This window comes from Bacillus glycinifermentans (assembly GCF_001042475.2).
Classification (GTDB): Bacteria; Bacillota; Bacilli; order Bacillales; family Bacillaceae; genus Bacillus; species Bacillus glycinifermentans.
On sequence record NZ_LECW02000035.1, the window covers coordinates 1 to 16,508 of the forward strand.

A 16,508-nucleotide genomic window follows, 5' to 3' on the forward strand; every position below is an offset into this window, starting at 1 on the left:
CCAACAGGAGCGACAGGTCCGACAGGAGCAACCGGTCCGACGGGAGCGACAGGTCCAACAGGAGCAACCGGTCCGACGGGAGCAACCGGCCCGACAGGAGCGACCGGTCCAACCGGTCCAACCGGTCCAACTGGCCCTACAGGCGCATAACCACAATTTAGCTGCTATATAGCTTGTTTTCTAACTGGTTTGTCTATTTGGAATCGGGGAAAGTTTTAAGGGGTGTATGAAAGCTTCGGTTTTCATGCGCCTCTTTTTATGTACTGAAAGAAATACTTCACTTAAAAAAGGACTGCCGATAAGCTAAGGCAATCCTTTCTTTTTATTGATCAATCAAATTGTCAGTAAATGTTTGATATTCATTTTTATATCATCAATGTTTTGTTTATATGTTTCACCACCGGAGCTTAAACTCAAATCAAAGTAGTGCTCCATTTTTTCAATCAGCGGTTTGACGCACTTTTTCCTCTCTTCCTGATCAAGATGCTGTGTAAAGCTATTGCTTTGGTAATCAATTGCAGTGTCCGCATAGACTTTTCCAAGCGTGTAGTACTTCAGTGCGGCTCGCTCCCGCGGCTCCAGTTCATTCCATTTGATGTTCGGCAGGTAGATTTCTTCGCTGAAATGGTTGATGATATACTCTATTACATAAATAATAGATGGAATTCGTTTAGCGACATTGTAGGTGAAATTATCCTGGTGCCTGCGGTAGCAATAGGCAGGTTTGTGAACGTATCGGCGTTTCCAGCCGCGTTTGATGTTTACGATGCTGTTGAGCGCGTCACCGGCATATGGATTTTTGGGATCGACCACCCAGGAGTAGTGATGCTTCCGGTAAAAAGACAGTTTGTATAGGCCGACCATTGGATAAACGCCGGAACCGCTTCTTTCAAAGGTCTTGCGGACGGTTTCATCATCTGTATAAGGTTGATAGATCCAGCTCCCGATTCGATTTCCGTTCTTATCGACGAGCAAAAAGTCGCCGTACACATAATCCAAATCCTCTTGTTCAAGAAAATATGTGATAAAATCAGCGAGCACTTCTTCATGCGCCAAATAGTCATCCGCGCTGATAGGCATAACATATTCTCCAGAAGCTTCTTCAAAAATTTCTGCAAATGCCGTATCCGCCATGCCGGAATTTTCGCGATGGCATATAGCCTTGATATGGGGGTATTTGTCTTGATATGCATTGATGATGTCAAGCGAGTCGTCTGTAGAACAGTCATCTGCGATGATGATTTCGATGTTCGGGTGCGTTTGATTGAGCACAGATTGAAGGCATTGTTCCAAAAAACGGGCATAGTTGTAATTGACGATGCCGACCGTGATTTTAGGCGGATTCAGGAAGGCTGTCCGGGTTTTTGTTTTTGCGGGTTTGGCAAATCGGGAGACGGTTTCGTCAATTGTTTTCATTTGTTTTTCTAATGAATAATGTTCTTCGATAAAGGCGCGGTATTGATTTGATGAATAGTCGTCTTCAGTGACCATTTCGACGAGTTCATCAATCGTATTCCATACATAGGATTCATCATAGATCGTTTTGGCCCCGTAAAAATTGTGAACGAGCGGTTTCAGCCCTTTTGCCATTGCTTCCATTACCGACATTTGCTGGCTTTCTAAAAGGCTTGTCGAAATCAGGTAATGCTTATCTTCCAAGTATTGATTAATATCGCTTTGCCAGCCGTCGATTTGAATGCTGTCTGTAAGGCCGAATTCCTCGATCATTTGCTGAAAATATAATTGATAGCGGATGTCTTGGTATCGGCCGGCAATAAATAGCTTGTATCTTGGATCTTTGTCATGGATGGCTTTAAACGCATGCAGAAGCAGCATGGGTCCTTTTTTATAATTGATGAATCCGACATAGGCGATATGAAACCCTTTTTCGCGTTCTCTATACGTATACCGCTCTAAGTCAACTCCGTTTGGAATCGTCACGGTCTTCGTTTTATCCAGGCTTTTCACTTGCTTGACGATGTATTCCTCCATATGCTTACCGTCAAAAATGACCTGATCAATGACATCCCAGCGAACCTGATAAGGATACGATGTAAAAGCCTCATAACTGTGAAGCCTGCAAATTAATGTTTTTTCATGAGCGAGAGGCAGTTTGCTTCCGTAAATGGTTAGGTTGTCGCACCATTCAAACCAGCAAATGTCCGCCCACTTCATCCCGTTGTCGATTTGTCTGAGATCTGTGATGATCAGTTTAAGTGTTCTGTATGATTTTGGTAGATGTTTGGCTACAGGGTGTATAAACGTATCTAAACCGGGTTTGACAAAAAAGACGATTTTCGGCCGAAGGCTTTCGACGCTTCGAAAAAGTCCGATTTTCTCCCGAAACAGTTTTTCTTTCTGTACTTTATCCATAAAAAGAGCGGCATCATCATACCATTCACAGGCTTCTTGAATGCGGAGCTTTTTCTCATTGATAAAACCTAAACTGACCAACGAGGCAATCTCGAATGGATCGGTTTTCATTTTCTCCTCAATCAGCCGTTCAGCTTCGTCCCACCTGTTTTCATCTATCATTTCCATGATGCCGCTTTCCGTAACAGCGAGATCGAGTGAACACAACAGCAGTTCCAATTCATTGTTTTGGGTCATCAAAATCCTCCTGTTAGACGTTGAATTACACTAATAATATCTATATTCACAAATAGAAAGAAGTTTCCGGGTGATCCATTGATTCATGATAAGGACACAAACAAGAAGCATCATGCTCTCATAATCTATTGAAGTGAAAATAAAGATGAAGGAGTGAACGGTTTGATCACAATCAGCCTATGTATGATTGTTAAAAATGAAGAAGAAGTATTGGCAAGATGTCTTGATACCGTAAAAGACATCGTAGACGAAATCAATATCGTCGATACGGGATCGACCGATAAAACGGTGGAGATTGCGAAACAATACACAGACCGCGTCTTTTTCTTTGAGTGGATCGGCGATTTTGCAGCCGCCAGGAATGAATCGTTTAAGTATGCCACGAAAGATTACATTCTATATCTTGATGCAGATGATGTCCTGCTTGAGAAAGACCGCAAGAAATTAAAAGAATTAAAAGAGACGCTCGATCCGTCCGTTGATTCGGTTTCGATGTATTATGACGCCGGAACGGATGAATTCGGAAACGTCACGTTACGATACCGCCGCAACCGCCTGGTTAAACGCGAGAAAAATTTTAAATGGAAAGGCGACTGCCACCAGTACCTGGAGGTTTACGGCAACATCATCAATGCTGATATTTCCGTAACGCATAAGAAAATCCGCCATTCCGTCGGACGGAATCTCAATATTTATCAAACGAAAATTGACCGCGGCGATGCGTTTTCTCCGAGAGACCATTTTTACTACGGAAACGAATTAAGAGAGAACGGGCATTATGAGAAGGCGATCGAAAGCTATAATAAAAATATTGAAATGAAGGAAGGATGGATTGAGGACAAAGTATACGCCTGCATCAATAAAGCGGACTGCTACCGCTATCTCGGGGATTTGGAAAATGAGCTCAGATCGCTGTTCCAGTCGTTTGAATTTTCGAAAACGCCGCGCGCGGAGACGTGCAGCCGGATCGGCTACAACTTTCAGCGCAGGCGGGAATATCAGGCGGCGATTTATTGGTATGATCAGGCGACAAAGCAGGTTCCAGACTCAAACAAATGGAGCTTTAGCTATCCGGCGTATTACACGTGGTATCCGCACTTGCAAATGTGTGTGTGCTATTACAACTTGGGAGATTTTGAAAAGTCATATGAACATAATGAAGAGGCCAGAAAATATCGTCCGGAGGATAAGTCCGTCCTTCATAATAAACAGTTGCTTGAAGGAAAATTAGGCATAAAAAAATAATCGGGGAAAAGCTTACTTTTAAAAAGTAGGCTTTCTTTTATGCGGCGGGTGGCAATTTGCAGCGCGACATCATAAATTATTCCAAATCAAGCTGAATAACGAAGGAGGGCTCAAAGCTGCGCGATATCTACCTTTCATTTGGCGGCCGTGCCAGGATCATAACGGATGAGCCGTTATTGACAGCATTGGAAAATACGTTCACGATCGAGTTTTGGGCAAAGCCTGAGGCTGAGACTTTACACGATTTCCGGTTCGCCGTTACGCCGATTTCCGGAGCCTATGGGGACGGCGATGATTCACGGGCCGGTGTGGGTGTGGCCGTTGGAACGGACGGCGTTGTCATATATGAGCATACAGCAGACGACCTGGCCGCTGTTTTGCATTGTGCCGCGTCGCTCTATGATTGGATGCACATCGCTGTTGTATATGATGATAAAGTGCCGTCCATTTATATCAATGGAGCGTTTGCCGCAAAGGGTACTGTCAGCCGAAGCGATGCGGCGGTTCCGTCAGGCGTGTTCGGGGGAATGAAGACGGGCGGCTTTTATGAGGGAGGCCTGAAAGAAATAAGAGTGTGGAAGGCAGCAAAAACACAAGCGGAGCTCAAACGGCACATCAATCAGAAACTTCACGGAGATGAATCAGGCCTTTTCAGGTATTGGAAATTGGACGAAGGAGCTGGGGACACGGTCAGAGATTCGGTCAATCATCTTCACGGAACGATTGTAAAAGCGAAATGGCAGACGTCTCATTCGCCGGCTCCGCTAAACATCCTGTTTGCGTACATCGTACCGAGCGGAGGGATTGAAACGCTAAACAGGCAGCGCTACTATGGATTGGCTAAACATATGGTTAACTGTCATTTTTTATACACAACAGACGGGATCGGTCTGCAAAATGAGCTCGATACGTCAATCTTTGTCACGAACAGTGATGAAGAAATTAAACAGATCATGTATGAGGGGAATTATGACGCGATCGTCGTCAGCTCGGATGTTCGGCTGGCGAAAAGACTGCGCAATCTCGGATACCAAGGGATTCTGATTTATGAAATTCAAGGGGCGGGGATCAACAAGGAATACATCGGCCAATATATTAAACATTTCGCTTACGAGGTAGTTCAGAAGGAATGTGACGCCGTACTGCACCCGCCGACGCCGCACCTCGTCAAAGCGATCAATACGTATTTTCCAGCTAAGAAAAAGTTTTGTTTGCAAAATTGTTTTCATACGAAAGAATTTCACTATCAAGTCCATCCTTTAGAAAAAAAACCGGTGATCGGCTGGGTGGGGAGGCTTGAAGACAATAAAAACTGGCGGGAGTTTTTGTTGATCGGAGCGGAATTTATCAAAGAAAATCCTGCGGTCAAGCTATGGATGTTCGAAGACAGTACCTTATCGAGAGCAACGGAGAGAAACGCCTTTGAACAAAAACTCAAAGAGCTGAATATCAGCCGGAATGTTGAGATTTTTGCCAATCAGCCCCATCGTAAAATGGCGGAATACCTCTCCATCATCGGCGATTCCGGCGGCTTTTTGTGTTCTACATCAAAAGTGGAAGGGTTCGGGTATGCGGTTCTAGAAGCCATGGTTTGCAGATGCCCCGTCCTGTCTTCGGACTCGGACGGCGTGCGCAATTTTATCGACCACAACGTGACGGGGAAATTCTATCCGTCAGGCAGCATTGAAGAAGCGGTCAAAGAAGGGAAAGAATTGATGGATAATCTAGCTTTAAGAGAAGAGATCAGACAAAATGCCGTCAAACACATTGAAACGAATTTTTCTCCGGACAAATACGCAGAAGAATTCTTACGCATGATAAAAAAACTCAAAAAAGGGTGAAAGTCAATATCCCTCTGAATTCAGAGGGATATTTGTCATTTCTTTAAAATGCCGTCAAGCGTTTCCGTATGATATATCTGGCCGAATGCCGGTTCGTTTTCCGGGAGGACGGCACGATGGCTGACTTGCCCTTTATCGTTGACAAAAAAGATGATATGCTTTGCGTCGGCGCCCCTCGCTTTGTATTGAAGATAATAATGAAACAAACGATTCAGCATCACGTGATTCGAAGGAAAAGCGCCTTTTCCGTAAAGCATGGAGAGCGGTGCATCGGCATTTTGGATTCCGGTTAAAATAGCGGTGTCTTCAGAGGCACCCGGAATATGGAGAAAGGTCAGCCGCGGATCTTCAATTCCTTTAAGCGCTTTGGACGCCGATTGATCAGGCGTTGTATCAAGCACTGTAATCTGATAATTGCTGAACGTCTGTTCAAGGAGCCGCTCCAGTTGATCGATCGTTTGCAGAGATCCGTCAGAAACCGGATAGATGACCGTCAGCTCACACGGAATGTTCCGCCGCTTTCTGGCCTCGAGCTTTGCAAGGTTTAGCGCATGGCGAAATCTGCGATGCTGCTCCTTTGAGTGCCTTAGCTGCGCCGATACGCTCAATGGGGAATTGACCCGGTACGCCGCAAACACCTCCGGAATGTACACAATATCGCAATGTTCGGTCAGCCGCAGCCAATATTCATAATCTTCGACGGGCCACAGCTGATATCCGCCCGTTTTTGCCGCCGCTTTTGATGTGTACATAAAAGAGGCGCCGATAAAGCAATTATCAAGCAGCGTTTCCTTCGGCTGCCCCTGATAATTGGAAAATTGCTCTCTTAGGATGGTGCCTTTGTGGTCAATATGGTGAAAATTGCTGTAGGATAAACCGACGTTTTCCGGCGCGTTTTCCAGCGCGTTCCGATGCTTTTCGATAAATTCCGGATCATACACATTATCGCTGGACACCCATGTTAAGTAACGAATCGATTCAAACTTCTGCAAATAGTTGAAACCGGTATTTAATGCTGTTGCGATCCCTTCATTTTTCTCCTTTTCAATCAGATGAACTCTTCCGTCTCCTTCGGTTTCGCGTTTGATGATCTCGATATGATCGGCCGGTGCCCCGTCAGATACGACGACAAAATAATAGTTTGTAAAGCTTTGCTCAAGCACCGATTTTAGCGCAAGTTTCAAATAGTCATGATTCTGTTTATACACGGGCATGACAATTCCGACATCCCTCATTTGCATCCCTCTTTAGCTTCAAATTTTCAAACCCTCTTGATAGATTATGTTGTTCTTCATTTTGCTGATATGGGCTTTTCGCCGCTACAGCCGTGACAAGTTCGGAACGTCACACATAAATTATTGGGAACTTTCTCTTGAAGGAGGAATCGGGATGATCCCGTTAATCAATTTGAAACGGCAGTTTCAAACGGTAAAACAAGATATGTTAAAAGAGTTTGAGCGGGTATTGGACAGCGGGCAGTATATATTGGGGCCGAAAGTCAAAGAGCTGGAGAAGAAAACGGCCGAAAAGCTCGGCGTGCGGGATGCCGTGGCGGTGGCAAACGGAACGGATGCTTTAGTGCTGACGCTGAAAGCGTTCGGCATCGGAAAGGGGGATGAAGTGATCACAACGCCGTTCACCTTTTTCGCAACCGCAGAAGCTGTCTCAAGGGTCGGGGCGACCCCTGTGTTTGCAGACGTCGACCGCGGCACATACAATCTCGATCCGGCAAAAATAGAAGAAAACATCACACCGGCTACAAAAGCGATCATTCCCGTTCATATTTTCGGCCAGCCGGCTGATATGGACGAGATCAATGCGATCGCCAAAAAGCACGGACTGATTGTGATTGAAGACGCCTGCCAGGCCTTCGGCGCGGAATACAAAGGCCGTCCCGCAGGCAGCATCGGGGATGCGGCCTGTTTCTCATTTTTTCCTACGAAAAATTTAGGCACGCTGGGCGACGGGGGAATGGTGACAATGTCCGACCCTGAAGCAGCCAGACGTGTAAGGACGCTCAGAACGCATGGTACAAGCAAAAAATACTTTCACGACAAAATCGGTTTTAACAGCCGGCTTGATGAACTGCACGCGGCCGCCTTGCTCATTCTGCTTGAAAAAATCGACGGCTGGAATGAACAAAGAAGAAAGGTCGCCGGCAAGTACCGGGAGGCATTGAAAGAGGCCTCACATCTGACGCTGCCGACAGAAAAAGAAGACCGATCCCACATCTACCACCTCTTCTGCATCGGGGCAGAAAACCGCGAAGAGATCATGCAGGCGCTGGACACCCGGCAGATCCATTCAGGCATATACTATCCTTGCTGTCTTCATCTTCAGGATGTCTACTCTTCATTGCAATACAAAAAAGGAGATTTCCCGGTGGCCGAATCATTGTCTGACACGCTTTTTGCGATTCCGATGGACCCTTTCCTTACAAGCGATGAACAGGATCAGATCATCTCCGTGCTGCTAGCAAAAGGGGGAGGGGAGACGTGACGATTCGATTTGGACTGATCGGCTGCGGCTATATATCCAAAAAACACCTGTTCACCTTAAGCGGGTGCCCTGAAGCAGAGCTTGCAGCCATCAGCGATGTAACCGAAGAGCGAATGGCCGAAGCAGCTGACTACTATCAGTCGTTGAGAGGCTTAAAGCCTGAGGTCGCCCGCTATCGGGAATATACCGACATGCTGGCCGATCCGTCGATCGATGCGGTAATCGTTGCGGCCGTTTCGGGTCTTCACGCCGAAATGGCGAAACGATCGATACTGGCCGAAAAGCATGTCATTCTCGAAAAACCGATGACACTGTCGCTCGAGAAGGCCGATGAGCTTATCCGGCTGGCGAAAGAGAAAAAACGTAAGCTCATGGTCTGCCATCAAATGCGTCATCGGCCGATCATGAAAAAAATAAAAGAAACGATTGAAGAGGGAAAATTAGGGAAGCTGTACTTAGGTACGGCTGCGCTCCGGCTCAACCGGTCTCCAGCTTACTACGCAGAGGCTTCATGGCGCGGGAATTGGGAAAAAGACGGGGGGATGCTCATCAATCAGGGAATCCATCTGATCGACCTTCTGCAATGGTTTTTAGGAGACGTGACAAGCGCATACGGCGATATCCTGACTGCTTCGCCAGGGAAAGAAACGGAAGACGTAGCAGCAGGCATCCTGACGTTTGCCAATCAGGCAAAAGGCGTCATAGAAGCCAACATCATTACACAGCCGAACAATCTTGGAAGCTCGCTGTCCATTTTCGGGGAAAACGGTTCGATATCGTTGGAAGGCCCGTCATTAAACCGGATCAGCCGCTGGTATATTGCAGGGGAAGAGACGGATAGGGAAGAAGCGGAAAAGCTGAATGACCTCCGGGGCGAACAGGAGGCGATGTACGACAACTTCATCCGCTCCATCTGCGCGGACGACCCGCTCCTGGTTGACGGCAGCGAAGGAAAAAAAGCGCTGGAAACGATATTCGGAATCTATCAATCCGCACTGACAAAGGAAGTGGTGCACCTCCCCCTTCCATCATTTCAAACAGCAGACATGAGAAAGAAATAGGTGTCGCAAATCGGTAAACCGTCCCTTTCAAAAAAAGAGATAAAACATATTTTATTAAAGGAATGTATGAAGGGGCGATTAAATACATGAACAATCAAGAACAGCAACACCGGACGATAGCTGTCATAGGCCTGGGGTTTGTCGGTCTGCCCTTGTCTATGCTGCTGATATCAAAAGGGTTTTCTGTCATTGGCATCGATTTGGACGAAACGAAAATCAAATCTTTAAAAGCCGGGAACAGCTATATTTCTGATATAAAAGGAGAAACGATCAAGAGCGCCATTACGAGCGGCTCTTTTCGGCCTGACGCTGACTACGGGCTGATCAGAAAAGCCGAGGCGGTGATCATTTGCGTGCCGACGCCTTTGGACGATGAATCGGCTCCGAACTTGGACTACGTGACAAAAGCGGCGGAATCGATCAGAGAGCATCTGCAAAAAGGCCAGCTTGTTGTCTTGGAAAGCTCGACATACCCGGGCACGACGAAAGATCTCGTCAAACCGATTTTGGAAAAAAGCGGCCTGGTGTGCGGGAAGGATTTTTATCTTGCCTATTCCCCGGAACGCGTCGATCCCGGCAACAAGTTTCCGATCGAAGTCGTTCCGAAAGTTGTCGGGGGAGCGACGGACGCCTGCCGGGATCAAGTCTATCAGTTATACACCAGCATCTATCAGGAAGTCGTTCCGGTCACATCTCCTGAAACGGCCGAGCTGACAAAGCTGCTCGAAAACACATACCGGTTCATCAACATTTCATTTATTAACGAATTTGCGATGATCTGCGACAAGCTAGGTGTTGACGTATGGGAAGTCATCAGGGCGGCAAGCACGAAGCCATACGGATTTGCTGCGTTTTATCCGGGTCCGGGAATCGGCGGTCACTGCATTCCGGTCGACCCTTTATATTTGCAATTTATCATCGGAAAAAAAGGCATCTCAAGCGACTTCATTCGCCTTTCGGAAGAGATGAACGAAAGGATCGTTCGCTATATTGCCGAACGCTCGCTGCAATTGGCGCAAAAAGAAAACACAACAGAAGCGAACATTCTCATCTACGGCGTCACCTATAAACGAAATGTCGCGGACGTGCGCGAATCAAAATCGCTCGACATCATCGAGAAGCTCGTCGGGACGGGTGCGGAGGTTTCCTATCACGATCCGCATGTTCCAGAGCTTCGTATCGGCGGAAAGACGTTTTTCAGTCAACCGATTAATTCCGAAACGCTGAAGGATTACGACTGTATCGTCATTTTGACGGACCACGCCGAACTGCCAAAAGAACTCCTTTTGCAATACGCAAAAGTCATCTTTGATACGAGGGGAATTTTAACAGACAGCTCAGGAAACGCTAAAGTCGTTCAGCTCGGAAACGGTCTTTCACAGCCGTGTCATCCGTCAGCAGAAAACGAATGAAATATAACGGATATATCATGAGAAACAGGTTGAACGACCACCAGAGCGGATCGAAATCTCCGCTGAACAGCCAAAAGGCGATCGCTTGCAGGCCGGAGCAGAATGTTAACACAAGGGAGACCAGGGCGGCGCTTTTCCATAACGGCCGCTTTTTTTTATGCAAATATAAGCTGGCGAGCCCGCTGATCGAAATCAAAATATCCAGCGGCAAAAACGACCAGTTCCAAGCGATGACGACCGGATCGTCATAATCCTTAAACGCCGCGTTTGCCGGAATGAGGTGAAAAAACGTAATGAACCAATATAAAATAAAGCCGATATCTGTAACAAACAAAAATGGTTTCAAATATTTCACGGTTTCCTCCCGATTCAATTGATTGGCCGGTGCTCTGTTATATTCAATGCGACGACTCCGGTGATAATCAGAATGATAGAAACGGCCTTCACGATACTGACGCTTTCACCTAAAAAAAGAAAACCGATCAGCGAAATCAAGACGATTCCGACCCCGGACCAAACGGCATAAGCAACGGAAACGTCCATCGTTTTCAGGGTGAGCGTCAAAAACGTCAAGCTTGCACCGTAAAATGCAAGCAGAAGAACGCTCGGAACCACCTTTGAAAAGCCGTTCGACAGCTTCATGCTGACCGTTCCCGCCGTTTCAAACAAGACCGCTAAACATAAATAAAGCCAGTGCACATCGATTCCTCCTCTAATCTTGTTTTGTGCTGATCCCGTGTATCAAAATATCGACGGCGGACTTCAGCATCTCTCCCATCGTAAAGCGGCTTTTCAAAGAAGAAGCTGGATCATAAATCTGATTCAGGCTCCCTGTATACATGTGAATGAATAACGGCAAATCGATCTCTTTGATGATTCCTTGCGCCATTCCCTGGTTGAACAGATCTTCTACAACGGCCCAATCGTCCTTTAAGAACGAATCGAGCTTCAGCCATTGGTCATAGTGATATTTTTTCAATTCCGTCAATAGGCGAATATCCATGAATTCAAAATCGGCGGGAACGGCAATCAAAATTTGTTCAATTTTTTCTATGGTGCCAAGCTGTTCATTAGCTGCGATGGCTTGCTCTTTTTCTTTAATCTGTGAGACGACATGATCGATGACTTCGGCTACAAGGTCATCTTTTGATGCGAAGCATTCATAAATCGTGCGTTTGCTGACGGCCAGTTGTTTCGCTAAATCGCCCATCGTAAAGGTGAAGCCTTTTTGCCTAATGAGATGAATTGTTTCTTTCAGCATTCGTTCTTTCATTCCTGTTTGTCCCCTTTCTGGTACTGATAAAAACTTTTTGGTACCAAAGGTATTGTAACCCGGAATTGGACAAATGTAAAATTCTTCTCACTCACGCCCAGATCAATTCAGAATACAATGTGGTAAAACAGTGCTTAAAGGGTGAGGGCCGTGTGGATCGGAATATCGTTGATCGTCTTGGGGCTGGGGATCAGCATTTTTGCCGTCAGTCTCATTGTCAGCTATTTGTTTGTGATGCCAAACAGGAGCAGCTATGAAGAAACATTTTTCAGCGGGGTCAGAAATGGGGAGATTATTGACGATGTGTATCGGTCGCACGACAAAGAGGAGCTTTTTTTGACTGCTGAGGACGGCTGCCGGCTTCATGCGCTGTATTTCCCGGCTCCGGACAGCCGGAAAGCCGTGATTATCGCCCATGGCATTAAATGGTCGCTGTTTGGGGGCTATAAATATGTTGAGCTGTTCCAGTCGCTCGGCTATCATGTGCTGCTTTGCGACAGCAGATGCCACGGATTAAGCGGCGGTTCGCATGTTTCCTACGGATATTATGAAAAGAACGATTTGGCGATGTGGGCAGATGAGCTTGAAAACAAGCTCGGCAAAGGCGTCTTTGTCGGTGTGCTCGGCGAATCGCTCGGAGCGGCGGCCGCCGTTGAACTGATGAAACAGGATGAGAGGATTCGATTTTGCATCGCGGATTCGTGTTTCAGCGATTTAACAGAGCTTTGCCGCTACCAGCTGAAAGGGGCCGTCAAGCTGGTTGTGCCGTTTCTCATTCCGCTGACGAGCAGGCTGATTAAACGGCGTCACGGCTGGAGCCTTGCCGACATTTCCCCGGTCCGCGATCTTGAAGAGACGGATACGCCGCTGTTCATTATCCACGGCAAAAATGATCAGCTCGTCCCGCCGCAAATGGCCGAAAGCCTGTACGAGCGGAAAACGGGAATCAAGAAGCTGTATTTGATCGAAGGAGCGGGACACGTCGGAGGATTTCGCCAAAACCCCGAAGAGTATATCCGGAGGATTCAAGACTTTTTACTGCAGGTTGAACCGGTCAAATAGTTACTCGGCAGCCGCCGATTGTTTGCGCGCTTCTTCGATTTTATCGGCATGCGACACTCCCCAGCTCATCATTTGGTTGATGATCGGAATTAACGTCTGGCCGAATTCGGTTAAACGGTATTCGACTTTTGGGGGAACCTGCTTATAAATTTCGCGGTGAACGATGCCGTCGCGCTCCAGCTCGCGAAGCTGCAGGGTCAGCATTCTTTGCGTCACTTTCGGGATTAAGCGGCGCAGCTCGTTAAAACGCTTTTTCCCGTCTATTAAATGAAACAGGATCACGCTTTTCCATTTGCCGCCGATAATGTCAATCGTCGCTTCAACCGGGCATGAATATCCGGCCGGTCCTTTACAGTCTGCCATCTTCATCTCTCCTTAGTATAAAAAATGATACTATCCAACAAAAATGTGCGTACTTTTTATCTTTTATTATAATAATTAGAATGTAATTGAAAAAGGAATACACTTTTTAGTAGAGGAGAGAAGCAAATCATGGCAGATCAATCAAAGAAACAGGAGATTCTTGAAGCATTTCGATTCAGACATGCCACAAAAGAATTCGACCCGGACAAAAAGATTTCAGATGAAGATTTTCAGCTTATTCTGGAGGCCGGCAGACTGTCGCCAAGCTCGGTAGGACTGGAACCGTGGAAATTTGTCGTCGTTCAAAACAAAGAGCTGCGCGAAAAGCTCCGTCAAGTCTCATGGGGGGCACAGGGACAGCTCCCGACCGCCAGCCATTTCGTGCTGCTGCTCGGCCGCACGGCTAAGGAAATGAGATATGACTCCGACTATATCGCACATCAATTAAAGCATGTGAAGAAAATGCCGGATGACATCATCGAAAACATGGTAAAAGAAGACGGCGTGATCAAGAGCTTCCAGGATGGCGATTTTCACTTGTTCGAAAGCGACAGGGCGATGTTTGACTGGGTCTCCAAACAAACGTACATCGCGCTTGCCAATATGATGACGGCAGCCGCTTTGATCGGCATCGATTCCTGCCCGATTGAAGGCTTTAATTATGACAAGGTTCATGACATCCTTGAAAAAGAAGGCCTGCTTGAGGAAGGGCGGTTTGACATTTCGGTGATGGCCGCGTTCGGATACCGCGTCAAAGAGCCTCGTCCGAAAACAAGGCAGGAGCTTGATCAAGTCGTGAAATGGGTCAACTAAAAGCTGGTACTCTTTAGAATCGGCCAGGCTGTCGAGAAAATCTCGATAGCCTTTTTAATTATAACCACAAAATATACAGATAGATTTCACGAGAAATCCTCTATATATAGTGTCTTGAGATTGCGGAAATAAAAAATGAGGGTTTTTTGACCTGCGTCTTCAAACCCCCACTTTCTCTTTAAACTGAGAACGCCCAATTAGGGTGCTCTTTTCACACTGGGCACAATTACAACTGTACGACTTGGACTCACTCGGTTGAAATTGAAAAAAATAGATGATTTTCTTTTTATTACCATAAAATGTGATACAATTGACTCGGGCAAATAAACAAAAAGGGGTGAAATTTAACTTAAATCTTTTGTGCTCAATTCTTTTGGATAAAGACAGAATCCCAAAACCAGTAAACCAAAGCCAAAAGAAAACTGAAAACGTACAATTTATACCACAAAAAAACAATAAGGCCATAGTCAGTCAATAAGGCCAATATCCCACACACAACTAGAGAAACTATGAAGTAAGTCACTAAATACCACCCATGAAATTTTTGGGGATTGCGATTTAAAAAGATTTGAACTGGAGTTGCAAAAATAAGATAAGCGACCAACATAAACAAACTTATCGCTCTAAAAGACGCAAAACCAAAACCCTCTAAGAACATCAATGTGTAAACAATTGTCGCTGATAAAACGGAAAAGACAACAGTACACAAATAATCAATAATCCCTCTCAAAATACCCATTAGTTAACTCCTTTTCTTCTAAAATTTAATTAATTTAACTAAAGATCGGAGGATTTTTTGTGAAAAAGTTTTTTGTTTTACCATTCTTCCTAATACTGTTTCTTTGTTTATGTTCAATACCGAAAAGCTATGCAAAAGAAGCCTCTATTGATACCAAAGTGAAAAATGGACATTTTATTTTAAAGGTAAACGAAAAAGGTGATAAATACAAGTTCTTCAAAAATGGGGAACCTGTTTACGAAGGCTCTTCTAGTAAAGTCAGTGGTGATATATCAATGGTTGGAGACAAATATAAAATTGGAATTTTTCAAAATGACAAACTAAAAAAAGTGGTCACTCTCAACGTTCCTAATGATTTGCAACAAGAGACTCCAAATTCATTCGAAGGATCATATGCCGAAGATTTAATGGCTTACCAAATTCAAAAGGGGCATTTAAATATTGTAGCAGATACTGAAAGCGTAGAACTTTCATGGGATGAACTCCCTGATAAGGACGGGATATATGAGGTTTATAGAGACGACCAAAAAATAGGTGAAACAAAAAATAGGGAGTTTACAGACAACAATGTGAAATCGGGTGAAAGGTACAACTACTCTATACAAGTAAGAATAGACCCTTCCTTACCAGAGCAAAAAGAGATTGAGAAAAAGATACAAGAGCTAGGTTCAAACCTTTCTGAGGAAGAAAAATCTGAAATCATGAGTGTCGAAGGTTCACTCTCTGCAGTTGTAGACTTGCCGGAAAACAAAGAATCATACCTAGAATCGAAAGATTCTATATTAGACGATGTAACGAATAACGATAACTTTTCAGTACAAGGAAAACTACCAAAGGATAATATGAAGGGGTGGGATTATAAAACTTTTATTCCCTACAAATCTGTTGCTGACCCTAAACCAGAGTTTAAGAAAACATACTTAAAGGGAGATAATAGAGGGTTTTCAGACACTTCTAATAAAATCAGGACACAGGCATTGGTCAATACGCAGTTCCATTCACCAACAAGTATAACTTTGTATAAAAAAGTTGGACAATCTGCAAGATGTAGTGATCCGGACTGCAAAAAGGTTATCGCAAGAAAAACCGCAAGCAGCGCCGGAATAAAACTTTATATTAACAGTAAGAAGAGCGACTATCTACATTGGACTGTAACTCATGCAGTTGGAATACCATTCGCAGACTACTATCCAAAGATTGACTACAGTTACAATGTAATTCTGACGAAGGGAATGGCGTCCATTTCAGGCAAACACGATAAAGCTCCAAACCATGAGTTCTATTTAAGCGCGCCATCTGCTTCTAAGTCAACGACAATCTACAGATATGCGGTTAAATCAAAGGATGACTTTTGGAATTTGTGGTTCTGGGCTCCTAAAAAATCCTGGAAAACTGAACTTTTCTAGACTGTTATGTATGATCTCTTCGTATCCAGTAGAGTAAATTTTATTCTGACTGTAGTAAGGGATTTTCCTTTAATGTAAATAGAGAGATTTACTGTAGCTAAAGTATATACCAGACGTATTAGTCCATTTTGTCTCGTCACCTAAACCTTAGTTTTAAAGTCTATTTCTATAATATTATAAGAAT

General features: G+C 45.1%; 15 protein-coding genes. 8 read left to right on the forward strand and 7 right to left on the reverse strand.

Annotation, left to right across the window (positions count from 1 at the left end):
- Positions 1 to 333: 333 nt before the first annotated feature.
- Positions 334 to 2,610 (reverse strand): glycosyltransferase, encoded by a 2,277-nt coding sequence (locus AB447_RS17925; protein WP_048353016.1) that lies wholly within the window; start codon positions 2,608 to 2,610, stop codon positions 334 to 336.
- Between the two features lie 162 nt (positions 2,611 to 2,772).
- Here AB447_RS17925 and AB447_RS17930 point away from each other — a divergent pair, with 162 nt between their 5' ends.
- Complete coding sequence (locus AB447_RS17930; protein WP_048353015.1) at positions 2,773 to 3,855, forward strand: glycosyltransferase; 1,083 nt, start codon at positions 2,773 to 2,775, stop codon at positions 3,853 to 3,855.
- A gap of 158 nt (positions 3,856 to 4,013) precedes the next feature.
- Complete coding sequence (locus AB447_RS17935) at positions 4,014 to 5,696, forward strand: glycosyltransferase (protein ID WP_479370974.1); 1,683 nt, start codon at positions 4,014 to 4,016, stop codon at positions 5,694 to 5,696.
- Between the two features lie 35 nt (positions 5,697 to 5,731).
- On the opposite strand, the gene AB447_RS17940 is transcribed toward AB447_RS17935, so the two are convergent.
- Positions 5,732 to 6,931, reverse strand: a complete 1,200-nt coding sequence (locus AB447_RS17940) for a glycosyltransferase family 2 protein (RefSeq protein ID WP_053071256.1) — start codon at positions 6,929 to 6,931, stop codon at positions 5,732 to 5,734.
- A gap of 154 nt (positions 6,932 to 7,085) precedes the next feature.
- Between AB447_RS17940 and AB447_RS17945 the strand changes: the two genes are divergently transcribed.
- The 3 genes from AB447_RS17945 (at position 7,086) to AB447_RS17955 (ending at position 10,668) form a co-directional block, all read left to right on the forward strand.
- A complete protein-coding gene (locus AB447_RS17945) occupies positions 7,086 to 8,195 on the forward strand; it encodes a DegT/DnrJ/EryC1/StrS family aminotransferase (protein WP_048406773.1) in 1,110 nt (369 codons plus the stop codon).
- On the forward strand, positions 8,192 to 9,256 hold the full coding sequence (locus AB447_RS17950) for a Gfo/Idh/MocA family protein (RefSeq protein ID WP_048355112.1): 1,065 nt from the start codon (positions 8,192 to 8,194) through the stop codon (positions 9,254 to 9,256). Before AB447_RS17945 ends, AB447_RS17950 begins: the two co-directional genes overlap by 4 nt.
- Positions 9,257 to 9,342: 86 nt before the next feature.
- Positions 9,343 to 10,668, forward strand: a complete 1,326-nt coding sequence (locus AB447_RS17955) for a nucleotide sugar dehydrogenase (protein ID WP_048355119.1) — start codon at positions 9,343 to 9,345, stop codon at positions 10,666 to 10,668.
- Here AB447_RS17955 and AB447_RS25440 read toward each other — a convergent pair.
- From AB447_RS25440 to AB447_RS17970, 3 genes are read right to left on the reverse strand one after another with little or no spacing between them, the layout of a single operon-like run.
- Positions 10,604 to 11,023, reverse strand: a complete 420-nt coding sequence (locus AB447_RS25440) for a YvaD family protein (RefSeq protein WP_048355111.1) — start codon at positions 11,021 to 11,023, stop codon at positions 10,604 to 10,606. The two genes, AB447_RS17955 and AB447_RS25440, sit on opposite strands and share 65 nt — an antisense overlap.
- Before the next feature lie 14 nt (positions 11,024 to 11,037).
- Positions 11,038 to 11,367: a DMT family transporter gene (locus AB447_RS17965; protein WP_048355110.1), complete on the reverse strand. Its 330-nt coding sequence runs from the start codon at positions 11,365 to 11,367 to the stop codon at positions 11,038 to 11,040.
- A 13-nt stretch (positions 11,368 to 11,380) separates the two neighbouring features.
- Entirely contained in the window at positions 11,381 to 11,941 is a 561-nt protein-coding gene (locus AB447_RS17970; protein WP_048355109.1) for a TetR/AcrR family transcriptional regulator, read from the reverse strand.
- Positions 11,942 to 12,091: 150 nt separating this feature from the next.
- On the opposite strand from AB447_RS17970, the gene AB447_RS17975 reads away from it, so the two are divergent.
- Positions 12,092 to 13,003 carry an alpha/beta hydrolase gene (locus AB447_RS17975; protein WP_048355108.1) on the forward strand — a complete coding sequence of 304 codons (912 nt, stop codon included), beginning with the start codon at positions 12,092 to 12,094 and terminating at the stop codon, positions 13,001 to 13,003.
- Here AB447_RS17975 and AB447_RS17980 read toward each other — a convergent pair whose 3' ends face one another.
- Positions 13,004 to 13,366, reverse strand: a complete 363-nt coding sequence (locus tag AB447_RS17980) for a winged helix-turn-helix transcriptional regulator (RefSeq protein ID WP_411801432.1) — start codon at positions 13,364 to 13,366, stop codon at positions 13,004 to 13,006. It lies immediately after the preceding gene.
- A gap of 129 nt (positions 13,367 to 13,495) precedes the next feature.
- On the opposite strand from AB447_RS17980, the gene AB447_RS17985 reads away from it, so the two are divergent.
- Entirely contained in the window at positions 13,496 to 14,179 is a 684-nt protein-coding gene (locus tag AB447_RS17985) for an NAD(P)H-dependent oxidoreductase (protein ID WP_046133037.1), read from the forward strand.
- A gap of 364 nt (positions 14,180 to 14,543) precedes the next feature.
- Here the strand turns inward: AB447_RS17985 and AB447_RS17990 are convergent, their stop codons facing one another.
- Positions 14,544 to 14,918: a UPF0715 family protein gene (locus tag AB447_RS17990; protein ID WP_048355106.1), complete on the reverse strand. Its 375-nt coding sequence runs from the start codon at positions 14,916 to 14,918 to the stop codon at positions 14,544 to 14,546.
- Positions 14,919 to 14,977: 59 nt separating this feature from the next.
- Between AB447_RS17990 and AB447_RS17995 the strand changes: the two genes are divergently transcribed.
- Positions 14,978 to 16,324, forward strand: coding sequence for a hypothetical protein (locus AB447_RS17995; RefSeq protein ID WP_048355105.1), 1,347 nt, complete (start codon positions 14,978 to 14,980; stop codon positions 16,322 to 16,324).
- The last annotated feature ends 184 nt before the right edge of the window (positions 16,325 to 16,508 follow it).

What these genes read in the sequence shown, in the direction of transcription:
- AB447_RS17945 (WP_048406773.1), top strand. Translation starts at nt 7,086, where the DNA reads ATGATCCCGTTAATCAATTTGAAACGGCAGTTTCAAACGGTAAAACAA.
- AB447_RS17925 (WP_048353016.1), bottom strand. Translation starts at nt 2,610, where the DNA reads ATGACCCAAAACAATGAATTGGAACTGCTGTTGTGTTCACTCGATCTC.
- AB447_RS17985 (WP_046133037.1), top strand. Translation starts at nt 13,496, where the DNA reads ATGGCAGATCAATCAAAGAAACAGGAGATTCTTGAAGCATTTCGATTC.
- AB447_RS17980 (WP_411801432.1), bottom strand. Translation starts at nt 13,366, where the DNA reads ATGGCAGACTGTAAAGGACCGGCCGGATATTCATGCCCGGTTGAAGCG.
- AB447_RS17990 (WP_048355106.1), bottom strand. Translation starts at nt 14,918, where the DNA reads ATGGGTATTTTGAGAGGGATTATTGATTATTTGTGTACTGTTGTCTTT.
- AB447_RS17955 (WP_048355119.1), top strand. Translation starts at nt 9,343, where the DNA reads ATGAACAATCAAGAACAGCAACACCGGACGATAGCTGTCATAGGCCTG.
- AB447_RS17970 (WP_048355109.1), bottom strand. Translation starts at nt 11,941, where the DNA reads ATGAAAGAACGAATGCTGAAAGAAACAATTCATCTCATTAGGCAAAAA.
- AB447_RS17940 (WP_053071256.1), bottom strand. Translation starts at nt 6,931, where the DNA reads ATGAGGGATGTCGGAATTGTCATGCCCGTGTATAAACAGAATCATGAC.